The sequence below is a fragment of the Altericroceibacterium spongiae genome, from assembly GCF_003610805.1.
Taxonomy (GTDB): Bacteria; Pseudomonadota; Alphaproteobacteria; order Sphingomonadales; family Sphingomonadaceae; genus Altericroceibacterium; species Altericroceibacterium spongiae.
This window is the reverse complement of record NZ_RAPF01000002.1, coordinates 76,131-96,379: the sequence shown is the minus strand read 5'-3', so window position 1 is coordinate 96,379 and position 20,249 is coordinate 76,131. Positions and strand designations below refer to the sequence as shown.

The 20,249-nt window shown below is 61.4% G+C and carries 26 protein-coding genes and 1 pseudogene; 13 read left to right on the top strand and 14 right to left on the bottom strand.

All coding sequences use genetic code 11. The features are described 5' to 3' along the window. The first annotated feature begins 15 nt into the window (after positions 1-15). The 4 genes from D6851_RS04055 (at position 16) to D6851_RS04040 (ending at position 3,101) form a co-directional block, all read left to right on the top strand. Positions 16-696: an energy transducer TonB family protein gene (locus D6851_RS04055; RefSeq protein ID WP_120323612.1), complete on the top strand. Its 681-nt coding sequence runs from the start codon at positions 16-18 to the stop codon at positions 694-696. 155 nt (positions 697-851) lie between these two features. Beyond that, positions 852-1,433, top strand: a complete 582-nt coding sequence (locus D6851_RS04050; RefSeq protein ID WP_147395427.1) for an STN domain-containing protein — start codon at positions 852-854, stop codon at positions 1,431-1,433. Positions 1,434-1,481: 48 nt separating this feature from the next. After that, positions 1,482-2,027 (top strand): RNA polymerase sigma factor, encoded by a 546-nt coding sequence (locus D6851_RS04045; RefSeq protein WP_183029979.1) that lies wholly within the window; start codon positions 1,482-1,484, stop codon positions 2,025-2,027. A 54-nt stretch (positions 2,028-2,081) separates the two neighbouring features. Continuing rightward, the gene (locus D6851_RS04040; protein ID WP_120323609.1) at positions 2,082-3,101 is read left to right on the top strand and encodes a FecR family protein; all 1,020 of its coding nucleotides are present in this window, start codon (positions 2,082-2,084) and stop codon (positions 3,099-3,101) included. 153 nt (positions 3,102-3,254) lie between these two features. On the opposite strand, the gene D6851_RS04035 is transcribed toward D6851_RS04040, so the two are convergent. From D6851_RS04035 to D6851_RS04025, 3 genes are all read right to left on the bottom strand, one after another. Continuing rightward, on the bottom strand, positions 3,255-4,613 hold the full coding sequence (locus D6851_RS04035; protein WP_120323608.1) for a hypothetical protein: 1,359 nt from the start codon (positions 4,611-4,613) through the stop codon (positions 3,255-3,257). Between the two features lie 332 nt (positions 4,614-4,945). After that, positions 4,946-5,878, bottom strand: a complete 933-nt coding sequence (locus tag D6851_RS04030; RefSeq protein WP_120323607.1) for a DMT family transporter — start codon at positions 5,876-5,878, stop codon at positions 4,946-4,948. Positions 5,879-5,892: 14 nt separating this feature from the next. Beyond that, positions 5,893-7,281, bottom strand: a complete 1,389-nt coding sequence (locus tag D6851_RS04025; RefSeq protein ID WP_120323606.1) for an aminotransferase-like domain-containing protein — start codon at positions 7,279-7,281, stop codon at positions 5,893-5,895. A gap of 87 nt (positions 7,282-7,368) precedes the next feature. Here D6851_RS04025 and D6851_RS04020 point away from each other — a divergent pair, with 87 nt between their 5' ends. From D6851_RS04020 to D6851_RS04010, 3 genes are read left to right on the top strand one after another with little or no spacing between them, the layout of a single operon-like run. Continuing rightward, complete coding sequence (locus D6851_RS04020; RefSeq protein ID WP_120323605.1) at positions 7,369-7,962, top strand: LysE family translocator; 594 nt, start codon at positions 7,369-7,371, stop codon at positions 7,960-7,962. 11 nt (positions 7,963-7,973) lie between these two features. Beyond that, a complete protein-coding gene (locus D6851_RS04015; RefSeq protein ID WP_210210320.1) occupies positions 7,974-8,357 on the top strand; it encodes a nuclear transport factor 2 family protein in 384 nt (127 codons plus the stop codon). A 42-nt stretch (positions 8,358-8,399) separates the two neighbouring features. After that, positions 8,400-8,711: a cupin domain-containing protein gene (locus tag D6851_RS04010; protein WP_120323604.1), complete on the top strand. Its 312-nt coding sequence runs from the start codon at positions 8,400-8,402 to the stop codon at positions 8,709-8,711. Between the two features lie 132 nt (positions 8,712-8,843). Here D6851_RS04010 and D6851_RS04000 read toward each other — a convergent pair whose 3' ends face one another. From D6851_RS04000 to D6851_RS03975, 6 genes and pseudogenes are all read right to left on the bottom strand, one after another. Beyond that, positions 8,844-9,176 carry a YnfA family protein gene (locus D6851_RS04000; protein WP_120323603.1) on the bottom strand — a complete coding sequence of 111 codons (333 nt, stop codon included), beginning with the start codon at positions 9,174-9,176 and terminating at the stop codon, positions 8,844-8,846. Between the two features lie 135 nt (positions 9,177-9,311). Then, positions 9,312-9,401, bottom strand: a pseudogene (locus D6851_RS17990) (AraC family transcriptional regulator); the annotation flags it as partial. Between the two features lie 24 nt (positions 9,402-9,425). After that, entirely contained in the window at positions 9,426-10,073 is a 648-nt protein-coding gene (locus tag D6851_RS03990; RefSeq protein WP_120323602.1) for a LysE family translocator, read from the bottom strand. Then, complete coding sequence (locus D6851_RS03985) at positions 10,070-10,621, bottom strand: RBBP9/YdeN family alpha/beta hydrolase (protein ID WP_120323601.1); 552 nt, start codon at positions 10,619-10,621, stop codon at positions 10,070-10,072. Before D6851_RS03985 ends, D6851_RS03990 begins: the two co-directional genes overlap by 4 nt. Further along, positions 10,618-11,058, bottom strand: a complete 441-nt coding sequence (locus tag D6851_RS03980; protein WP_210210319.1) for a PaaI family thioesterase — start codon at positions 11,056-11,058, stop codon at positions 10,618-10,620. Before D6851_RS03980 ends, D6851_RS03985 begins: the two co-directional genes overlap by 4 nt. Beyond that, positions 11,055-11,702, bottom strand: a complete 648-nt coding sequence (locus D6851_RS03975) for a 2-hydroxychromene-2-carboxylate isomerase (protein ID WP_120323600.1) — start codon at positions 11,700-11,702, stop codon at positions 11,055-11,057. Before D6851_RS03975 ends, D6851_RS03980 begins: the two co-directional genes overlap by 4 nt. A 73-nt stretch (positions 11,703-11,775) precedes the next feature. On the opposite strand from D6851_RS03975, the gene D6851_RS03970 reads away from it, so the two are divergent. From D6851_RS03970 to D6851_RS03955, 4 genes are all read left to right on the top strand, one after another. Continuing rightward, complete coding sequence (locus tag D6851_RS03970; RefSeq protein ID WP_120323599.1) at positions 11,776-12,282, top strand: cupin domain-containing protein; 507 nt, start codon at positions 11,776-11,778, stop codon at positions 12,280-12,282. Next, positions 12,279-12,995, top strand: coding sequence for a 2OG-Fe dioxygenase family protein (locus D6851_RS03965; RefSeq protein WP_120323598.1), 717 nt, complete (start codon positions 12,279-12,281; stop codon positions 12,993-12,995). The genes D6851_RS03970 and D6851_RS03965 overlap by 4 nt, the downstream gene beginning before the upstream one ends. Further along, positions 12,992-13,549 carry an AAA family ATPase gene (locus D6851_RS03960; protein ID WP_238473930.1) on the top strand — a complete coding sequence of 186 codons (558 nt, stop codon included), beginning with the start codon at positions 12,992-12,994 and terminating at the stop codon, positions 13,547-13,549. The genes D6851_RS03965 and D6851_RS03960 overlap by 4 nt, the downstream gene beginning before the upstream one ends. A gap of 69 nt (positions 13,550-13,618) precedes the next feature. Continuing rightward, positions 13,619-14,119 carry a nucleoside deaminase gene (locus tag D6851_RS03955; RefSeq protein WP_120323596.1) on the top strand — a complete coding sequence of 167 codons (501 nt, stop codon included), beginning with the start codon at positions 13,619-13,621 and terminating at the stop codon, positions 14,117-14,119. Positions 14,120-14,174: 55 nt separating this feature from the next. Here D6851_RS03955 and D6851_RS03950 read toward each other — a convergent pair whose 3' ends face one another. The 4 genes from D6851_RS03950 to D6851_RS03935 all read right to left on the bottom strand — a co-directional run bounded on the left by D6851_RS03950 (position 14,175) and on the right by D6851_RS03935 (position 17,456). Continuing rightward, complete coding sequence (locus tag D6851_RS03950) at positions 14,175-14,762, bottom strand: ATPase (RefSeq protein WP_120323595.1); 588 nt, start codon at positions 14,760-14,762, stop codon at positions 14,175-14,177. Continuing rightward, positions 14,759-15,115 (bottom strand): ParD-like family protein, encoded by a 357-nt coding sequence (locus D6851_RS03945; protein WP_120323594.1) that lies wholly within the window; start codon positions 15,113-15,115, stop codon positions 14,759-14,761. Before D6851_RS03945 ends, D6851_RS03950 begins: the two co-directional genes overlap by 4 nt. Positions 15,116-15,441: 326 nt before the next feature. After that, positions 15,442-17,139, bottom strand: a complete 1,698-nt coding sequence (locus tag D6851_RS03940) for a SulP family inorganic anion transporter (protein ID WP_238473929.1) — start codon at positions 17,137-17,139, stop codon at positions 15,442-15,444. Next, a complete protein-coding gene (locus D6851_RS03935) occupies positions 17,136-17,456 on the bottom strand; it encodes a helix-turn-helix domain-containing protein (RefSeq protein WP_120323944.1) in 321 nt (106 codons plus the stop codon). Before D6851_RS03935 ends, D6851_RS03940 begins: the two co-directional genes overlap by 4 nt. A gap of 466 nt (positions 17,457-17,922) precedes the next feature. On the opposite strand from D6851_RS03935, the gene D6851_RS03930 reads away from it, so the two are divergent. Both D6851_RS03930 and rnk read left to right on the top strand, forming a co-directional pair. Then, positions 17,923-18,960, top strand: a complete 1,038-nt coding sequence (locus tag D6851_RS03930; RefSeq protein WP_120323593.1) for a rod shape-determining protein — start codon at positions 17,923-17,925, stop codon at positions 18,958-18,960. Between the two features lie 353 nt (positions 18,961-19,313). After that, positions 19,314-19,739, top strand: a complete 426-nt coding sequence (rnk, locus tag D6851_RS03925; protein ID WP_120323592.1) for a nucleoside diphosphate kinase regulator — start codon at positions 19,314-19,316, stop codon at positions 19,737-19,739. 39 nt (positions 19,740-19,778) lie between these two features. Here the strand turns inward: rnk and D6851_RS03920 are convergent, their stop codons facing one another. Beyond that, complete coding sequence (locus D6851_RS03920) at positions 19,779-20,243, bottom strand: hypothetical protein (RefSeq protein WP_120323591.1); 465 nt, start codon at positions 20,241-20,243, stop codon at positions 19,779-19,781. Positions 20,244-20,249: the final 6 nt, after the last annotated feature.

The following is a 20,249-nucleotide window of genomic DNA, read 5'->3' as shown; positions in this document are numbered from 1 at the left end:
GGCAGCGTCGCATAGATGACGTACAACTCGCCTTCCCTTGCCTCGCGCATCTCGGCCCTGACGATTTCCACGGCCATCCATGCCGCGCTAGGCTTCGCGTTGCTGGTAAACCTCAATACAGGTTCGCCGGACGCGAGTTCGCGGGCGGGAAAGCAAGGAACCCTGGTTGTCGTTGAGCTACAACCGCTGCCGGATGGCGGAGTACCGGACAAAGGCGACGGCAACGAAAGCCGGTCAAGAAGTGAGGACAGGCTGTCGCTGGAAGAGCCCGGCCGTGCGTCGCTCAATGGTCAAAGTGGAGAGGAGAAACAGCTAGGCGCGCCACCTCCCGGCGATGGCGGTGATGCCGATGCCGATGGTCGAACCGGAATGGAGGCGCCCAAGGACGGCGCCCCGGCAATGTCCGGGGCGGAAATCCAAGCTTTCCGCAGCCGTCTGCTCAGCCATATCGAGCGATTTCGACGCTATCCACCCGACGCGCGCGCTGCGGGGGAGGAAGGGATTGTCCACATCCAGTTCGTCATGGATCGATCGGGCAATGTGCTCGATGCCTGGGTCGATATCAGTTCAGGTTCGGCAGCTCTCGATGAAGAAGCGATTGCAGCGGTGCTGCGAGCCCAGCCTTTGCCTTCACCACCCGCTCACTGGCCCCAATCCTTGAGCGTTTCGCTTCCCATCGGATACTCGCTCCAGTGAAGCGGCTCCCATTGGCCCTTGTCCCCAGCCGCGGGTCAGACGTGGTATTGGCCTGCGTGATTGCGCTTGTTCTTCTGCTTTGCGCCCATGACGCGCACGCGCAAAGCTCGGATCGACAGCGCTACGATATCCCTGTCCTTGCACTGGACAGCGCCTTGGCCCGATTCTCCGAGATCAGCGGTATCGACGTACTCTTGCGCGAGCCGGCGGCCGATCAAAACATGAGCAATCCCGTTCAAGGGACATTTTCGCCAGCTGAAGCCTTGCACCTGCTACTGGAAGGCAGCGGGCTGGTCGCGCGTTTCACCAGCGGCCGGTCGGTCATCATCGTTCCAGCAAACCAAGCCGGCGCCCGATCGAGAGCACCCGGGACAGAAACAGGCCGGAATGCAGGTCACGCTCGGCTCAGTCTCGACATGATGCATGTAACCGCGCCGCGCATGATCGGACAAACGCGTGTCGGCCATGGAAATGAAGAGTTTGCACGGCGTCTGGCGGTTCGCATCAGAAGCTACGTTGCGCAAAGCGCTATTATCGAGGGAGGACAAGCCGCCGATCTGCGCTTGGCCACACGCATTTCGCCGGATGGCACGCTGTTCGATGTCCAGATCGTAAAAGGCAGCCGGAGGCCCGAGCTCGATAGACGCATCGCGCAATCACTCGATGGCGCGGAACTTGCGCTCCCGCCGCCGCCCGATCTTCCGCAACCGCTGATTTTCGATGTTTCGGGGCGCTAGATGCCAGATGGAGCGGACCAAGAGCAAGAAGCGAGGGAGCAGCGGGTGATGCCCGACGGCACGCGCCTCTCGCTGCGCCGTTCGCTGGTTGACGGCTATAGCGATCTCAAGCGCCGTCTGGCCCGGCGGCTCGGTTCGGCAGAGCTGGCGAGCGAAGCTCTCAATGAGACCTGGATAAGGCTCAACCAGGGCGGGGAGTTGGGAGCAATCGCCAATGCCGATGCTTATGTCTATCGCACCGCACTCAACACGGCCGGCCATCTCCTAAGGCGAGAGGCCCGTCATAATTCGCATGGCAACCTCGCTGATATTCACGAGCTGTCTGACGACCAACCGCTGCCTGACCGCGTCATTGCCGCTCGTGAGGAAGTCGAACTTATGATGGCTGCTCTGGCTGAATTGCCTGAACGACAGCGCACGGCATTCTTCAAATGTTTTCGCGGTGAAACCAGTCCCGAAGTGCTGGCGGAGGAATATGGCGTGAGCGTGCGCACCATACAATCGGACATCCGGTCTGCAATTCTGCACTGCGCGGAACGGACCGGTCGAAAAAATATTCTCGCTGGCCAGCGGGTGCGGCACTCTAGGAAATAAGAGAGGAATTTTTGTGACGGATAGCAAGCAGGATTCTGGAGTTCGCGGGCCACGATGACCTCAAGAGGTGACCTCGAAAGCGACATCGATCCGCTCGACAGGGAAGCGGTCGATTGGGTCGTGCGCCTGACAGTGGGGCAACTCGCCGAAAGCGACCGCGTCGCTTTCGAGCATTGGATCGCTGCGAGCACCGCTCATGAGCGGGCCTTTGCCGCCGCATCGGATCTGTGCTCCCATATGCGCCATCTTGAGCTTCCGACAGCAGCGGAGACATTTGAAAGGACGGCTGCACAGCGCACGGCAGACAGCGGCGGGAATGTGGTTCCGTTCGGCGCCAAGCCTCGGCATCCGGCCATGAGCCGACGCAGTTTTCTGGGTGGAGGCGCAATTGCAGCCTCGCTCGCTGGCGGTCTGATGGTGGTCAATCCTCCACTCGCATTGTGGCCATCACTGGCAGAACTGATGGCCGACAGACGAACAGGAGCCGGGGAGCAGCAGAGCTTCCGGCCCGTAGCGGGCGTGGAGGTAGAGCTCAATTCGCGCTCGAGTTCATCGCGAACGCTGGGGGGCCATGGCCTCGAGCTGATTGCTGGCGAGGCATTCATATCGGTTTCAAATGCGCAACAGCCCTTCAAAGTCTTTGCTAGCACAGCCCATTTGTCGGCAAGCCAAGCGGCCTTCAATGTGCAAATGATGGCCGGAAGTCTCTGCGTGACCTGCGTAGAAGGAACCGTCACCATCAGCAGGGGCGCCTATTCGGAACCTCTTCGGTCTGGTCACGAGATCGTCTTCGACACCTATGGAAAAGTGCAGAAGGCGAAGGCGGACGAGTTCGTGCGCCTGGCCTGGAGGCGCGGCCTGTTGGTTCTGCGAGGCACGACCGTCTCTGAGGCAATTCCGCAAATCAATCGCTATTACCCAGGCAGGCTCGTCCTGACCGACAATTCCAAGGCAGATTGGCCGGTGACGGGCGTCTTCCATATCGACCAGATCGACCTTGCCGTGGTTCAGCTTGAGCGCCTGCTTGAGGTGGAAGCGCGGCATCTGCCGGGCGGAGTGGTGTTGCTTGGCTAGAAAACTCAATCTTGGCGATGCCCACACGCGCAATTCCCAAAAGGTGCGGTCAGCCGATTATGGACTGCGTGGCAATCTAGCGGTTAACCGGCAATGTTTCCGGCCGATGTCCGGGCTGGTCGTTGCACGGTGCCGGGACTCAGCCAATGGCAATCAGCACAGGTTGAAGGACATGCCTGTGAAGTGTTGTGTCCTGCCTTCATGGCGCACCTCCACATCGTCCACGCTGTAACCATAGGCCGGATTGTCGGTGACGGTCTCGCCGTGGCTGATGTTCAGCGAAAGGATGCCATCAGAGTAGGCGACACTGTGCATATCGCCCCTGACACGGGGCAGAACACGCGGTGTTCCGTCAAACATCACCTTCATCCCGGTCTGCCAGTCCGGCTCGCCTGACAGCATAAGTATAGTGCCAATGAGTGGATAGGCCCGGGCCTTGCGTGCGGTGCTGAATTCATTGGTATCGCGCGGTGCCGGGGCACCCTCCGGCAGGACCAGGAGGTCAGCGGTACATTCCGCCTCGCCATGGACCTCACTCGTGATCCAGCCGAAACGGTTGGCAAGCGGACCGGGAATGGTCGCGGCACGGCGCTCGGGCGCCGACAAGCCCGCCGGCAGCGCTGCCGCGGCATCGCCGATCATGCGGAATTCCCGGTTCATATATCCGTGACGCCCGCTTTCGCCGACAAGCAAGCGGCCATTTTCAACGAGGACGAACGGAAATGGGCGCAGACCGCCGAGGGTTGGGCTCGCGATGGGCTGACGGTAGAAAGCGAATTCAACCAGCCGGCCCTCACGACGGGTCTCCAACCCCCGCTCATCCACCCTGATCGCATCGGAATTGGCTTGCCCGGGCGCGGTCCCGTCGCCGCGCACCAAGCGTTCGGCCGAGGAAGAAGCAAATTCCCCTCGCTCGTTGAGAAACTGGGTGACAAGCACTCCGTCAGGACGGAAATGAAGCTGCATCTTCCAGCCGTCGCGGGCGTCGGCTTCGGTCATCTCCCAAGCAGTTCCACGCAGCTGTGCCATCAGCGCTTCCGCTCGCTCGCGCGGTAGCTCAATCACACGTCCGCGGGCATAGTCAGGCTCGCCCGACGACAATTGCGCCGCCGCCTGTGCCGTCGCGCGCGGTGCCGCTGGCGCCAACGCAGATGGTGCGGCGAGGGCCGGCCCGGGGCCAGCCACGCGCGGTACGTTGGTCATGGTCGAACCGCTGGCTTGCGCTGTCATCGTCACGTCCAGCATGCATTGGGACTTGATGAGCCAGAAGCTTTGATAGGTTTGCTCGGAAACGGGAGTGCTCTGAGCATCATCCTTGAACAATGCGCTGAGGTCGGATTCGGAGATACCTGCCTGCCGGGAATTGGTAACTGTACAGCCGCAGCTGTTGGGCATGGTCACCTCGGTAGCGCGGCACTCGCCCACCAGTGGATGCTCACCCTGCGCGACGGCGCCTGCCGCCAGGCCGACGAATACGATGCAGGCTAGCCCAGATCCGATGAGATATTTCATGAAGACCCCGACCCCTTTTTTTCAAATCACTTGCCGATGTTAGGCAACTCATGTGAAGTTGTTGTGAATGCGGTCTGCGACCGAACCAGCTGTTGCCATCGCTACCGTCACACAATGAAGTAGCGCGCACAAAGAATCGCCACGCCAATCTTGGCTTGGCGGAAGATTACAGTGCCGGGCTCGATACTGGTTCAGCCGACTGGATTGACTTGGCGAAGGGCCAAGGAGATGCCTTCCGACGTGACTGTATGGATTGCCTTTTCGCGCTTCTGCATTCGTGGTGGACGACTGCTCGCGGGCATCTAGCGCCGGGTTCGGGTGCATAAGCATTGTCAGCGTGCGTCAGGACGCGTCCGCCTGACGTCGCCGATCGCTCCCGCCACAATACCGCCGAGAATGAAAACCATGCCCGTGGCATGAAAGCCTTGGAGCGCTTCACCGAGTAACGCCGCCGCCAGCAGTGCGCCGAACAGCGGCATGAGTGTAATCATCTGCCCAGCGGGCGCGGCCCCCAATCGTTTCACGGCAGCGTTGTAGAGCACATATGCGATGAGCGACGGGAAGAATGCGACGTAGACAAATGCCGCCAGCACTTCGGCGCGTAGAGGAATGCTGGAGCCAGCGTAAGCTTCAATTGCGGCGCATGGAAGCATCGCCGCCGCGCCGACCGCGAAGGTCGCCACCAGAAAACTTGCCGGATGGCAATCGGGGCGAAGCCGCAGAAGCGACGTGTAAAGGGCCCAGCAAATAACCCCGCCAAGCACGAGGACATCGCCGGAATTGAGATTCAATTGCGCCACCGCCGAAAGATTGCCCCGCAACACGATGACCGCCACGCCCAGCATCGAGAGCGTTACGCCGACAGCTTGGAGCAACGGCGCGCGATCCCTGAAGAAGATACGGCTGAAAAGGAGCACGAGCGCCGGTGTGGCGGCCTGAAGCAACAGGCCGTTCGCTGCGGTTGTGAAACGCAGGCCCGAATAGATAAAGGCGTTGAAGGCGGCTACGCCGGTCACACCAAGCAACAGGACAGGTTTCCAGTGCGCCTGCAGGATGTCCCGGTCTGCCACAAGGTGCCGCCATGCGAACGGGAGCGCAATCAGAAGGGCCCCGCTCCACCGCACAAAGGCGAGTGTGAACGGCGGGATCACGCCGTTCACAGCGCGGCCGACTATGAAATTGCCCGACCAGAACAAGATGACGATGCAAAGCGTTGCATAGGACCACAAGTCCGACCGACCGAAACGGAGCTGTGTGCGGGCCATGGTGGTTCCAGCGGTCAAATGATTCCACGCGCCGCGCTATCGCCCGTGGGAGAAAGCATAGCAGCGATATCGCGAAGCGCCTGTTCGAGCGCATCGCGCGCGCGCAGGCCGCCCAGACACAGGCGGACGCCCGAGGGCGCCACGGCATCGACAATCGGCCCGTCAGGCGGCGTCAATGCGATGGAAGCGCGCAAGGCGCGAGCGCTCAGCCGCTGGGCATCGAGCATGGGCATCGGCATCCAGACATGCAGGCTGCGGCCCGCCCCCGGCGGCGCCATCGCCTTGCCGAGGATCGACGCTGCCAGCTGCGTCCTTGCCTCGCTTTCGGTGATGACATCGTCAGCGATTCTGTCGGCCGTTCCGTCCTGTTCCCACTGGCTGAAGACCAGACCGCCCAGCGAAGGCGGGCTGTAGCCAAAGGCGCGGATGCCCAGCAGCAGTCGGTCGCGCACATCCTCATCGTCGGGTGGCAACAGGAAACCGAGCCGCAAACCGGGCGCGACCGCCTTGGAAACGCCCGCGACCATCAACGTCCGTTCCGGCGCGAGATCCGCAAAGCAGTCCGCCGCCCCGGCATCGGCGAAGACGCGATAGGCATCGTCCTCGACGATCATCAGATCATGGGCACGGGCGACCTCGATGATTTCAGCGCGGCGCGCGGCATCGAGGGTGATCGTGGTCGGGTTCTGCAAGGTCGGGATTATGACCAGTACCTTGGCGCCGGTCTCCCGGGCACAGCGCGCTAGCGCTTCGGGATCGATGCCGCGCTCATCCATGGCAACGCCCTGCAGGCGGTAACCCGCATGGTCGGCCAACGTCCGGATACCGGGATAGGTCGCGGCTTCGCACAGGATCGTATCGCCCGGCCGCGCCAGCGCGGCGAAGGCGAGTGCAAGGCCATGCTGTCCGCCGTTGCACTGAATAACTCGATCCGCCGCCGCGCGCCTCACGCCATGACGGCGCTTCAGCCAGGATGCCCCCGCCTCGCGGATCGAGGCCAGGCCTTCGGGCGGCGCATAGTTTACCGCTGTGCCAAGATCGGCGCGCTGGCGCACGCGGGACAGCCCCTCCCCGATCCAGCGTTCGGCAGGATCGAGCGGCGGCACATTATGCGCCATATCGAGCGGGCCGGTGTCATGTGGCGAGGAATGCGGTCTTGCCCGGTCGGCGACGAAAGAACCACGGCCTACATGGCTGGAAATGAACCCCCGGCGCTCCGCCTCGACATAGGCCCGGCTGACCGTGCCGACACTCAAGGATAGGCGGTGCGCCAAATCGCGCTGCGGGGGCAAGCGATCACCGGGCACCAAGCGGCCATCGCGCACATCGCCCTCCAGTGCGGTCACGAGACGCTCGTACACCGGCGCACTGCCCTTCGAGATATCCGGCTGCCAGTCCTTCATTGCCATTCCCGCGCTATATTGAACCGGTTCAATATCACATTTGACTCATAGTTCAATGATGATCATCCAGCGGTTCAGGAGAACATCATGGATACGAGTCTGCTTGCCCCGCTTGCGCTGTACAGTTTCGTCTGCACGGCGACGCCCGGCCCCAACAACATCATGCTCGCCTCGTCGGGGCTGGTTTTCGGATTCCGCCGGACCATCCCGCACATCTTCGGGATCAATTTCGGCTGCGCCCTCATGCTGGTGCTCAGCGGGCTGGGTCTGGGTGCGCTGTTCGAGGCATGGCCGGTGCTGCGCTGGGCAGTGCGGATCTTCGGTGCTGTCTATCTCGGATGGCTGGCGGTGAAACTGTGGCAATCGGAAGGCGTCGAACGGCGCGAGGGCGCGCATCCGCTAACTTTCTTTCAGGCAGCTGCCTTCCAGTTCGTCAATCCCAAGGCCTGGGCAATCACCATGCCCGCCATCGCCAGCTTTACCGTGCCCGGCCGGCCGCTCGCCCTGCAACTCGGCGTCATCGTCGCGGCCTTCGTGCTGATCGGCCTGCCTTCCATCGCAACCTGGGCGGCGATGGGCGCAGGCGCCCGCGAACTGCTCGAAAGCCGCAAGGGCATGATCGTGTTTGTGCGCGTGATGGCGGTTCTGACCGCGCTCACTGCCCTGCTGTTTCTGATCTGAAGGACAACGCAATGAACCGGGAAGACATGGAGATGTTCGCGGCGAACTGGATTGCCAACTGGAACGCGCGCGATCTCGACGCCATTCTGGCGCATTTTGCCGAAGACGCGCGCTTCATCAGCCCATTGGCCGCGGAACTGACGGGATCTCCCATCATCGAAGGCAAGGCCAGTTTGCGCTCATATTGGTCAAAGGCGCTGGAGGCTTCGTCCGAACTGCATTTTACCCTGATCGCCGCCGTCTGCGATATCGAGCGCCAGGTGCTCGGCGTCCACTATGTGGCCCGGCGCAACGGCAAAGCGCGGCGGGCGCTCGAAACCATGCGCTTCGTGGACGACCGGCAGGTCGAAGGCGAGAGCTTCTACAGCGCGCAGGAAACGTCGCCTGGTAACTGATCCCAAATCTCCGTCACAACAGCGGTGAGCAAGAGGATAGAAATGCAGGTTATCCGCGCCCGCGATTTCACCGGCAGATCAGCCTGGGACGCGCTGTCGATCGAGCGGATCGTCGACGCGACGGTGCGGCTGCACTGGACCGACCAGCCCTACCGCTGGCACATCAACGATAGCCCGGAAGTCTTCGCTGTCCTCGACGGGCGTGTCGACATGCATGTCCGGACCACTGGCGGCGAACAGGTTCTGCATCTTGAAACAGGGGACATCTTTCACGCCGAACCGGGCGATGAACACGTCGCCCGCCCCCTTGGCGAAGCGCGCATTCTGGTGATCGAACGGTCGGGAAGCGAATGATGCCCAGTCGCGGGCATATTGGTCCACCGTGAGATCGAAGATCATGCCCGTCGGCAGGCTATGAGCGATGGGCGGGCCGAGATCGGCATCAGCAAGGTAGGATTTCGTCGGGACGCTGATACACGTCGCAGGCTATCCGACGGCCGTACTGCGAGGGCCAAAGTAAATGATAGCTGCACCGATGAGGCAGACGACAGCGCCCAGCAGGTCCCAACGATCTGGCTTGGTGCCCTCAGCGAGCCAGAGCCAAAGCACGGCGGATACGATATAGACTCCACCGTAGGCAGCATACGACCGTCCGGCCTGAGCCGATACCGGTAGGGTCAGAAGATATGCGAACAAGCACAGCGACAGTATCCCGGGTGCGATCCACCAAGGGGACTTGTCGAGTCGGAGCCAGGCCCAGAAGGCGAAACATCCCGCGATTTCGGCCAAAGCGGCCCCAAAAAAAGCAAACGCGCTCATGCCTGTGCCATGGCAGGAGAAATGGGTATCGGCAATCACAAGGGGGAGGGCCGTTCATCCATGTCTATAGCACCGATCAGAAGAAGCCCGGGCTTGGCGAGATGGCTCGCGGAACTGGATCGGTAGGGGATCTCAGCCAAGCGGCCTGAGGCGATTGAGAATCGCCGACGGGATGAATGAATCCAGTTCGTTGAACCCGTCGAAAGTCAGAACGGCTATCTGCATTGCTCTCTCGATATGGAAATGGCGCTATCGCTGCGCCGGATGGAAGGCGATGCGCAGACCCAGTGCGATGAGCACGCCGCCGGTCAGGCCATCGAGCCAGCGCGCTACGGCCCCTTGCGCGAACCAGTGCCGCAGCGGACGGCTGCCAAGGATCAGGAGCGCGAACCAGGCCATGCCAAGCGTGGCATGAAGCGCCGCCAGCAACAGGCTGAAGCCCATTACCGATGCTCCCGTCGGGATGAACTGCGGCAGGAAGCTCACATAGAAGACACCCATCTTGGGATTGAGCAGATTGGTGAGCAGGCCCTTCATGAACCAGTTGCCCGATCGTGATGGAACAGATGGCAATGCCGGACTTGCTGCATCGGAAGGTGCACCCGACTTGAGAGCCGCACGAACCATGCCCAGCCCCAGCCATAGCAAATAGGCGGCGCCTGCATATTGCAGGATCGTGTAGAGCGTGCCTGACAGCGCGAGCAGCGCGCCAAGCCCCAGCGCCACAATCAGCCCCCAGGCAAGAACGCCCGCAACCACGCCTGCCGCCGCCGCGAGAGCCTGACGCGGCCCCTCGACGGCGAGCGTGCGCAGAACCAATGCCATGTCGAGCCCGGGTGTGACGACAAGAAGCCCGGCGGCCAGCGTGAATCCGGCAAGTGCAGTCCAGATGGTCATGCTCCATTCCCTTCGATTTCAGCGCGAAATGAAGTGAGGATCTCCCGGCCCTCTGGCCAATCGCCCAGATTGCTGCCCGCGTTGATACGACCGAGCGGACCCAGCGCGATCAGCCGCGAGCCCCACTGCCCGGAGCGCCGTTTGCTGTAATCGACTGTTCCGTAAGGATCGTTCGCGCTGGCGACGATCAGGCTGGGAAATGGCAGGGGCTGCGCCGACGCTTGCGCGAAGGACCGCGCTTCATCCGGAAACGCCCGTCCGCACGGGTCTGGCACGGCGACCAGCATCGCGCCAGCTACCGGAGCTCCTCGCGCGGCGGCCCAATGCGCCACCAGCAGGCAGGCAAGGCTATGCGCGACCAGAATGGGCGAGCTGTTCAGGGACTTCACCGCCCGATCCAGCGCCTCGCACCAGTCGGCAAGTTCCGGCCGGTCCCAGTCGGACGGTGCGAAGCGGGTCATGTCGGGATCGGTCCGCTCCCAATGGCTTTGCCAATGGTCCGGTCCCGAACCGCCTATGCCGGGAAGCAAAAGGATTGGGAGCGTCATGGCCGCGCCGTTTCCATGCGCATGAGTGTCTGCTGGCCGGAAGCACACAGGACCTCCTCTCCCTCACGCATTGCATGGACCTTGAGATCGCAGACCGTCAGGGCGCGGCCGGCGCGCAGCACTTCACCCGTGGCGCGCAGGCGTTCTCCCGCCGCCGGGCGGATAAGATTGAGCTTGTATTCAACCGTCAGAACATCGTCGCCATCCCCGAAGACCGAATAGGCCGCATAGCCGCCCGCCACGTCGGCAATCGCACCAACGACACCGCCATGAAGGAAGCCGTTCTGCTGACAAAGATCAGCCCGGAACGGCAGATCGAGAATCACCTTGCCGTGGCTGGCGTGGATCACCTCGGCCCCGATCAGCCCCATGAAGCTCTGACGCGAGAAGCTCTCGCGAACGCGTTCGAGCAGAAGCGGGTCATTGGCCCCGGTCACGATTCTGCCCTCCGGGGCACGCCATAATCGAGAGTGCCGAGGCGTTGCATCTCAGCCGTCTGGAACAGTTTGGGATCGGCCAGATAATCGCGCACCAACTCCAGCGTATCGAAGCCCCAGAACAGGTCCTCCCCGATCGCAAGCGTGGGCACGCCAAACACGCCGCGCGCAATCGCCGCCTCGGTGTTGGCTCGGAGCCCGTCCTTTACATCCGCGCTTGCGATCCTATCCTGCACAGCGGAAAGACCAAGTTCGCCGCCAAGCCTCTCCAGTTCGGCGCCATCGGTCAAATCCCGGCCTTTCCCAAAAGCCGCCTCGAACACGGTATCGACAGCATTTGCGCGGGCATCGAGCGCAATCAGCAGCCGCAGGGCCTCGACCGAACGAAACGGATGCGCATCGGGAAAGCGCAGCGCGATTCCGTTCCTGGCTGCCAGCCATTGGCACATGCGATAGGTCTGCACCCGCTTGGGCGGCACTTCCGCCGGGCCGATCAGGCCCCAGTGGTTGAGCAGCGCCCCCAGCAGCACCGGGACCGGGCTTATCTCCAGTCCGAAATCGTCTTCACGCAGGCGCTTCCACATCAGGAAGGCGAAGGGCGAGACGGGATCGAAATAGAAATCGGCCGGGGTCTTCGTGCTCATCTGGTTGCTCCTTGGGCCTCATCATTGTATCAAATCATGAGTCGATCAAATCAAACATTGTATTGGTTCAATCATGGCCGTCATCACACCCCCCGTTCTTCATCTCGATACCCTTGACCTGCAAACACAGGCGCACGGCGATCTCTATGAAGCGCGTATGGCGTCCTTCGCTTCGCCGCTGGGTGCGCACATGCTGGGCGGAAGGCTGGTGGTGGTGCCGCCGGGCAAACGGGCGTGGCCGTTCCACGGCCATCACGCGAATGAGGAACTGTTCGTGATCCTCTCCGGCAGAGGCTGCCTGCGCTATGCCGATGGCGATCATGCACTACGGGCGGGCGATGTCGCGCTGTGCCCGGCCAGCGGCGCGGCAAGTGCGCACCAGATCATCAACACCGGTAATACGGACCTGCGCTATCTCGCCATCAGCACGATGAACGAGCCCGACGTGATCGACTATCCCGACAGCGGCAAGTTCGCGGTCATGGCAGGCGCCGCGCCCGGCGGCGACAAGGCGAGCCGGTCGGTGGACCATGTCGGACGCTATGCCGATGCGGTCGGCTACTGGGACGGCGAGACATGACCGGGCAGCTTGCCACCGCCTCCGGCGAGTGCATCGCCACGCCGCCCGCCCTGCTCCTGCCGCCGGGCAAGCTGGTTGATCCTGGCAGCTCCGAATGGGCCGCGTTCGCGCGGAGTTGGGATGATCTGCCGCACGACACGTGGATGGCCGACGGCGGCACCTATCGCCGCAGACGTTATGCCGCCTTTGATGTGGCAGACGGGAAATGCATGCGCCTGCCGCATCGCGCGCATTACCAGGAGCGCGATCACAATCCCTTGAATGGCGGCATCGAACGCTGGTTCGCGCCGATGGCCGAGGCTCGAACCGGATCGCCGCTGTTTCAGGCGCTGGTGCTGGGCACCGCCTCCCTTATCGCGGATGCGAGCCCACAAGGTCCGAACTCCTGGGCGGTCGAAGCGCATCAATTTCGCATCGAAGCGCTGCCGGGACAGCCGGGCCTCCCAACGCCGGAGGGCATGCATCATGACGGGCGCGACTGGGTGCTGATCCTGCTTGTCGGCGGCCGCGATTATGCAGGCGGCGAGAGCCGCGTCGAGGATGCATTTGGCGCTTGCATCCTCGAGCACCGGCTTACCCGTCCCGGCGAAGCCCTGCTGCTGAATGACCGGGATGTCCGCCACGGCACAACGCCCATCGTTTCCGCGATACGGGGCTCCCCCGCATGGCGGGACACGCTGGTCCTTACCTTCGCGCAGGCGCGGGAAAGTTGAGGGACGGGATGGATCGCTTCTTCGTCGTAACCGGCGGACCGGGATCAGGCAAAAGCACGCTCCTTGCGGCGCTGGCCGAACAAGGCTTGCCGCATATGCCCGAGGCCGGACGAGCGGTGATCCGCGACGAGGTGGCCGCCGGCGGAACCGCTCTACCATGGGATGACCGCGACGCCTTTGCCCAGCGGATGCTTACGCATGACCTCAGCTCCTATGAGGAGGCACGGACGAAAGACGGCGTCTTGTTCTTCGACCGAGGCATTCCCGACATCATCGGCTACCGCATATTGTGCGGGCTGAGCATACCCGGCGACCTCACACGCGCGGCGGAGAGCAACCGGTACAACCGACATGTCTTCATCGCCCCGCCCTGGGCCGAGATCTACGCCAACGACGCCGAGCGTAAGCAGGACTGGGACGAGGCGGTGGCGACCTATGACGTGATGGCGCTTGTCTATCAGGAACTGGGATACGGTCTTGTTCCCCTCACTCTCGTGTCGCCCGATGAGCGCGCTGCTTTCGTGCAGCACTGGATAACGAAGCTGGAGACGTGATGACAGCTAAGCCTCAGTACGAACCCTTCGGCCAAAAGCCGGCAGCCATATCGCCGGTCGGAGAAAGATATGGTCAATCCGGTTCTGCCTGAAGATGCGATGGCAAGAGCTATTGCCCTGTCCCAAGAGGCAATCTCGCAGGGCTCGGGACCGCCTTTTGGTGCGGTGATAGTGAAAGATGGAGCCATCGTCGGGGAAGGCTTCAATCACGTTCATGCTCACAACGATCCGACCGCTCACGCCGAAATCGTCGCAATTCGAAGCGCCTGCAAGACGCTCGAAGCGCCGTTCCTCGATGGCTGCATTCTATATTCAAGCTCTGAACCATGCCCAATGTGCATGTCAGCTATTTACTGGTCGCGGATCTCAGCTGTCCGGTTCGCAACGGACCGAAACGCCGCGGCGCGCGCGGGGTTCGATGATCGGGCGCTTTACGCGGAACTTCAGCGGCCCCTTGCAGAACGTGAAATCTCCATGATCCAGACGATGGCTGAGGAAGGTCAGTCGACGTTTGACATCTGGACGCAGGGTGGGCGATCGGCTGTGCAAACGAAACTCAATGAAGAGTAGCTCGGATTACCTGGCTGGCACCGGGTAGCTTGCCGGCCATCCTTCGCACTTGGCTTCAGATCTCCAAGTCTGCTTCATAAACCGATCTAATCCAGTCGGGTAGGCGCGGCAACGCAAAGGCCAGCCGCCCGGTCGCGAATGTCAGGCAATGGCTCGGCGGTTCGTTGAGACGCGAATTGTCGAAGACCATGCCGCGATCCGCTTTAAGGACTGCGGCGCGGATCAATGACGCGCCACGCTCGTAACGGGCGCGGATCTTGTCCTCGGGTACGATATGTCCGCCTTCCTCGACACGCGTACCGACACGCGCAACAGAGAGATCTGGCGTGTCGACGCCAACATGCATCACTATGACGGTGAAACCTTTGGTTCGTGCTTCGTCGATCAGTTCAAGTTTGGAGGGATGCGAGAAGACCGTTTCGGTCACGAAATCGCGACCTCGAGAAAGATAGTCAGCCCGGCGCGAAGACGCGATCCTGGCTGCTTCGTAAGACGCGGCTGGAGAAGGATCGCGCAGTTCGTCGCGCTGGATGATGTCGGCGTTGATGAATGGTCCTGCGAAGCTTGGTGCTACACGGGTCTGGTAGAGAGTCGACTTGCCGGCGCCGTTCGGCCCGGCAAGCACGATCATCGTCGGCGTCATGCCTTATGCGCGGCCTTCTCACGCACGAGATTGCCGCCCTCATCGAGACCGACACCTAGTCCAAGCTGCCGCCGCCGGGCAAAGAAAGCGTCTTCATCGGTCCCAGGCTGCCCCATCTTCTCGACAAAACTGTCGAGCCAGACATCCTTTTCCTCATCAGTGAGGACGGTTGTCTCGATGTCGCCAGCGAGCGCAGCGGTGATGCGGGCATGATCGAAATTGCCCGATTTTTCGATGGCGCGGCCTATGCGCACCCAATGGGCGATCTGGCCAGCAATCGAGCGGCTCTGTAACTCGGACTCGCGGCGGACGATCTTCATGATATCGTCAGCAAGTTTGATGGACTGGGCCATAGGTCACCTCCAGCCTATGAGGTAGCATTTTGCCACCTCCTTTTCAAGAACATCGTGCGAAGTTGAATCTCGGCGCTGCGCGGCCAATTCGAGATGATGCTCGCTCGAATTTTCATCGTCTCGCGAAGCAGTTGCGCGTGACACCGCACCATGTAGCTCCTGGCGCTAAGGAACTGCGTTAAACTCGACGACAGTTACGTCGGGCCTAACACCTTCATTGTCGCATTTTGCCAGTCTTTCTACATGGATAGGCTCTTTGTTCTCTGGTCAAGAGCGCGATTGAGCCGACAGTCCGATTTGATTGTTGGTGCCATCTACACAAAGAGTCATGCAACCGGCCCCAATTTTTCTGGTGTCCCTGATGCCGTTTCTCCGCACAGATCCAGCGCTAGCGCCTGCGCTTGGGAGAAGTCGTCGGCAAAGAAAATCCCGTCGGAATTGCCGTCGAGATGGACGCGCCGCAGCATGGCCATGGGCTGGGGTTGGGCGCCGGATAGTATTACCGTGGCGCCTGCGATCCTTGCTTGTGCAACAAACTCCTCCAGAGCCTGCGCTCCGCTGGCATCGAGCAGCGGCACCAACCGCATACGCAGGATGATGACCTTGGGCGATTGCCCCATGCGGCGCAGCGTATCGAGCAGCTCTCCGGCGACGCCGAAGAAGAAGGGGCCGGTGATGCGAAAGACTTCCACGCCTGCGGGCAGGTCGTCGCGCTGGTGGATGTCTTCGGAATCCAGTTCTGTATCGCGCTTGCCGCTGGCATCCACTTCGACCGTCTCGGCCATCCGCGCCATGAACAGCAGCGATGCCAGCGTCACGCCGACGCCGATCGCTACTGTCAGATCGACAAGCACGGTCAGTCCGAACGTGAGCAGCAATACGGCGCGGTCGCTGTTTGGCATACGCAGCAGGGCCAGAAAGCGTTCATATTCGCTCATCCCCCAGGCGACCATGAACAGGATCGCTGCCAGCGCCGCCATCGGCACGAAGGCCATCAGATCGGTGGCGAAGAGGACGAACAGCAGCACGAACACCGCATGCAAGATCCCCGCCACGGGGGTGCGCGCGCCGGCACGGATATTGGTGGCCGTGCGGGCAATCGCACCGGTGGCGGGCAGGCCGCCGAACAGGGCCGAGCCCAGATTGGCCACGCCCTGACCGATCAGTTCCTGATTGGAACGGTGGCGGGTGCCCGCCATGCCATCGGCAACGACGGCGGATAGCAAGGCCTCGATTCCTGCCAAAAAAGCGATCGTAAAGGCTGAAGGCAGCACTTCGCCGATCTTGGCAATGGAAATTGTCGGCAGTGAAGGGACGGGTAGTCCGGCGGGAATATCGGGAAACCGCGAACCAATCGTATCGACGGGAAGCTTGAAGATCGCGACGAGAAGGGATGCCACGATAACGGCGATGAGAAAGCCGGGAAGCCGCGGGGCGAGGCGGCGCAGGCCGACGATGATCGCCAGCGCGCCAGCCCCCACGGCAACGGTCGCGCCATCGATCGATTGCACCGCGCCGAAATAGGCCTGCCATTTCGGCAGAAAATCGGCCGGCACGTTTTCAACCGAGAGACCGAGAAAGTCCTTCACCTGGCTCGATGCGATGATCACCGCGATCCCTGCCGTGAAGCCGGTAACGACCGGGTGCGGGATATATTTGATCATCTGGCCCAACCGGGCCGCGCCTGCCGCAATAAGGATCAGGCCGGCCAGCAGCGTAGCGATCAGCAACCCGTCATAGCCGTGCTGGGCGATGACATTGAAGACGACGACGACGAATGCACCGGTCGGTCCGCCCACCTGCATGCGTGACCCGCCCAGCGAGGAAATCAGGAAACCGGCGACGACGGCCGTGATCAGCCCCTTGTCGGGTGAAGCCCCACTGGCAATGGCAAGCGCCATCGACAAGGGCAGCGCGACAACGGCCACCGTCAGTCCGGCAATGGCATCGGCGCGGAAAGCGGAGGCGGAGTATCCCTCCCTCAGCGTCGTGATGAGCTTCGGCGTAAAGGCCGCAGTCGTCACCTGACGGATGCCCCTGCTCCCGCCTTGTCGTAGAGCATCGACTCGCCTCGGCCCTGCGGCTTTCCATTGGTGTTTTCGCGCAGTCGCACACCGCGTCCGATGCCGGTGCTTGGAGCATTCTCGCCCAGCAGTTCGACACCGGCGCGTTCGATGGCCGTTATGACCTTGACCAGCGTATCGACAACACCGCGTACCTGGCCGTCGGAAGCCTCCATCCGCTGGATCGTCGGAAGTGAAAGCCCTGCCAGTTCGGCAAGTTGGCGCTGATCGAGCCCGAGAAGGGCGCGAGCGGCCCGCATCTGTTGCGATGTGATCATACATGCTCCTTTGATGTACTAAACATCAAATATCAATCGTAACAATTTAAGAGCAAGCTGTATATATTCATTATGCCATACAAAAAGGTAGTTCTGATAGTCGAGAGTCGCACATTCGCCTGGACGCTGTGAACGGGAACAGGTGGGAATCGCCGGGGAGAGTGGCCAGGCAGAAACTGGATCGGACCGACCGCGCTGAAGCAAAAACACTCCAAGTTGAATTCAGCAGCCAAGCCCCTCTGGTGGCCGCACCCGCGAAGCCGGTTGACCGCTCGGAACACATATGACGAGCGGCTTATGCAGACCCGTACCGGTCCGCGACAATTGACTTCCGGATGAGGCCAAGCCTTGCTCTCATCGTCGCCAGTCGACCAGGTGGATCGCCGGTCACCAAAACTCATAGGGTATTCGTGGATACAAATGTTTCCAGGCGACATCGCAAGTGAGCCCTTGTATCGAGGGTAACATGTTCCGGTTCTTCTCGACGTCACGACAAAACAGACCCGATATCGCAATAGATTTTGGGACCGCAAACACCCGCACCGTTCTTCGCGACGGGGGAATCGTCTTTGAACAACCCACTGCATCGTGCTTTTCAAACAAGGGAGGCAAGGAGCTTTTTCTGACGGCCGGCACCGACGCATACGACATGCTTGATCGCGCTTCCGGTGGACTACATATCAGGCGCCCTCTGGCACGGGGCGTCGTGCAGGATCTGGACGCCGCCAGCGCATATCTGCAGTATGTCCTGAAAAGCGTTATGGGGCGTTTGCGGCTCAGCCGTCCAAGCGCGATGGTCGGCATTCCGGCAGATGCTACGAAAGCAGAAGCTTCTGCCCTGCGCACGGTGCTCAGCGATGCGGGCTTTGGCAGGATCAGTCTTGTGAAAGAGACATATGCCGCCGCGATCGGTGCCGGTTTGGACATCGGCGCTGCACGAGCATCGATGATCATTGAATGCGGCGCTGGGACCACTGAGATTGCCGTGTTCTCGATCGATGGCGAATGTCTTATTCGCTCCGTGCGCGGAGGAGGTCAGTCGCTCGACGAGGCACTGATCGAACATATGCGTGCCAGGCATCATTTTCTGATCGGCCTGCGGACCGCCGAACGGCTCAAACACGCCATCAGCCGACAAATTTCTCTGCGAGTAGGCGATTCTTCCGGAATTGGTGCCGACCCTTCTAATCATATGGTCGAAATCAAAGGAAGGGATCTGCGGACGGGTTTACCCGCTACCCGGATGCTGTCAGCTTCGGTGTTCCAGCCGGTATTCAAAAAGCATCTGGTTCCGATTGTCGAAGCAACCCGAGGCGTCCTCGCCACAATCAAGCCTGATCTCGCTGCGGACCTTCTATCCGGCAGCATCATTGCTACGGGCGGCTGCGCCTCAATCTCACTGCTGTCCGAAATGATTACAAACGATACCGGGCTTCCGATAGAGGCGGTCAACGATGAAGCTCTGTGCGTATCGAGAGGCCTCGAAACCCTGATGGCAGGTTAATCACTGCCGGCTGCCTCTAACTATCTCGCCCCTATCCCTTCCGGGAAGCGCGTCGAGAACGGGCCCTCTCGGACGGCTACAAACTACTTTTCGCTTCGCAAAGGCTGCTGGATGAACGTCTAGCCGCTATCGCGTTCATTCGGCCACAATTGACTTCTTGGGAGGGCTATCCCATCTTTGCGGCAATGCAGTTCAAGGCTTCCTCTTTGCGTTTTCGTCATCTCGGCGGACAGCTTCTCACGGGCATTTAGCCCCGGGTTCCGGCGCGGTACGCCCTGAACTCGGGGCAGGACTCGCCAGAACCTTGCATTGGACACGCAGTTCAGTGCGCCCATTCCGGGAAAGCCATCACCATGACACGCAAAACGGCGCCAAAGCGGCCGCCCATTCACATGATCGACACACAAGCCGATATCCTGACCGACCTAGCCATCGGCGCGCAGGACCGTCTGCCGCAGGTCAGCGAACTTCTACTTGAGGAAATCGCGCGCGCGAAAGTTCACAGCGCCGGGCGGATATCCAAGGACGTCGTCACCATGAATGCCCAAGCGGAATTCGTCGACGAAGCGAGCGGTGCAACACGGATCGTGCAGCTGGTCTATCCCAGACATGCCGATATCGCGGCAAATCGGATATCCATTCTGACGCCGATCGGCGCCGGACTGATCGGCCTGCGTGAGGGCCAGTCCATTCTCTGGCCGGACCGTGTGGGACATGAGCGCAAGCTCACCATCGTAAAGGTACATCAGAGCGCTTGCGACGAAGAGGTGGCGCACTGATGCGCTTGCCAGCAGGTCGAGCCGCGGCCCCGATGCTGGTCAGAACAGGCCGTGGCTTCCCGCAGCGGCGCCCAGCACCGTCACTACCCCCAGCAGCAGCAGAATACGATGCAGTCGCTCCATGCGCCTGAAATCCCTTCCCGGGTCAGGCGAATTCTGCATGCGCCGGTGTAGAAACAGCGGCTCGACCAGGAACAGCATCGCGAAGAAGATCGCCCAGAGCGCGGCCATTGCGTGCATCCACCAGAATTGCGGGTAGGCGAAACGGTCCCACATCTGCGCGCGATGGATCATCCAGAAGCCGCTGACGCCGGCGAGCACAACCCAGACCCGGGCTTGCGGCGCAAAGCGCCCCTCGATCCGGTGGAATGCCGCAAGCCTTTCATCCGGGGCAGTCGAGCCGCGAATGGACGGCATCACCACAAGCGTGACGAACGCCACTCCACCGATCCAGAAGAGGACCGAAAGGATGTGTATGGCGCGCGCTATGATGATGTCGTCCATTTGTCA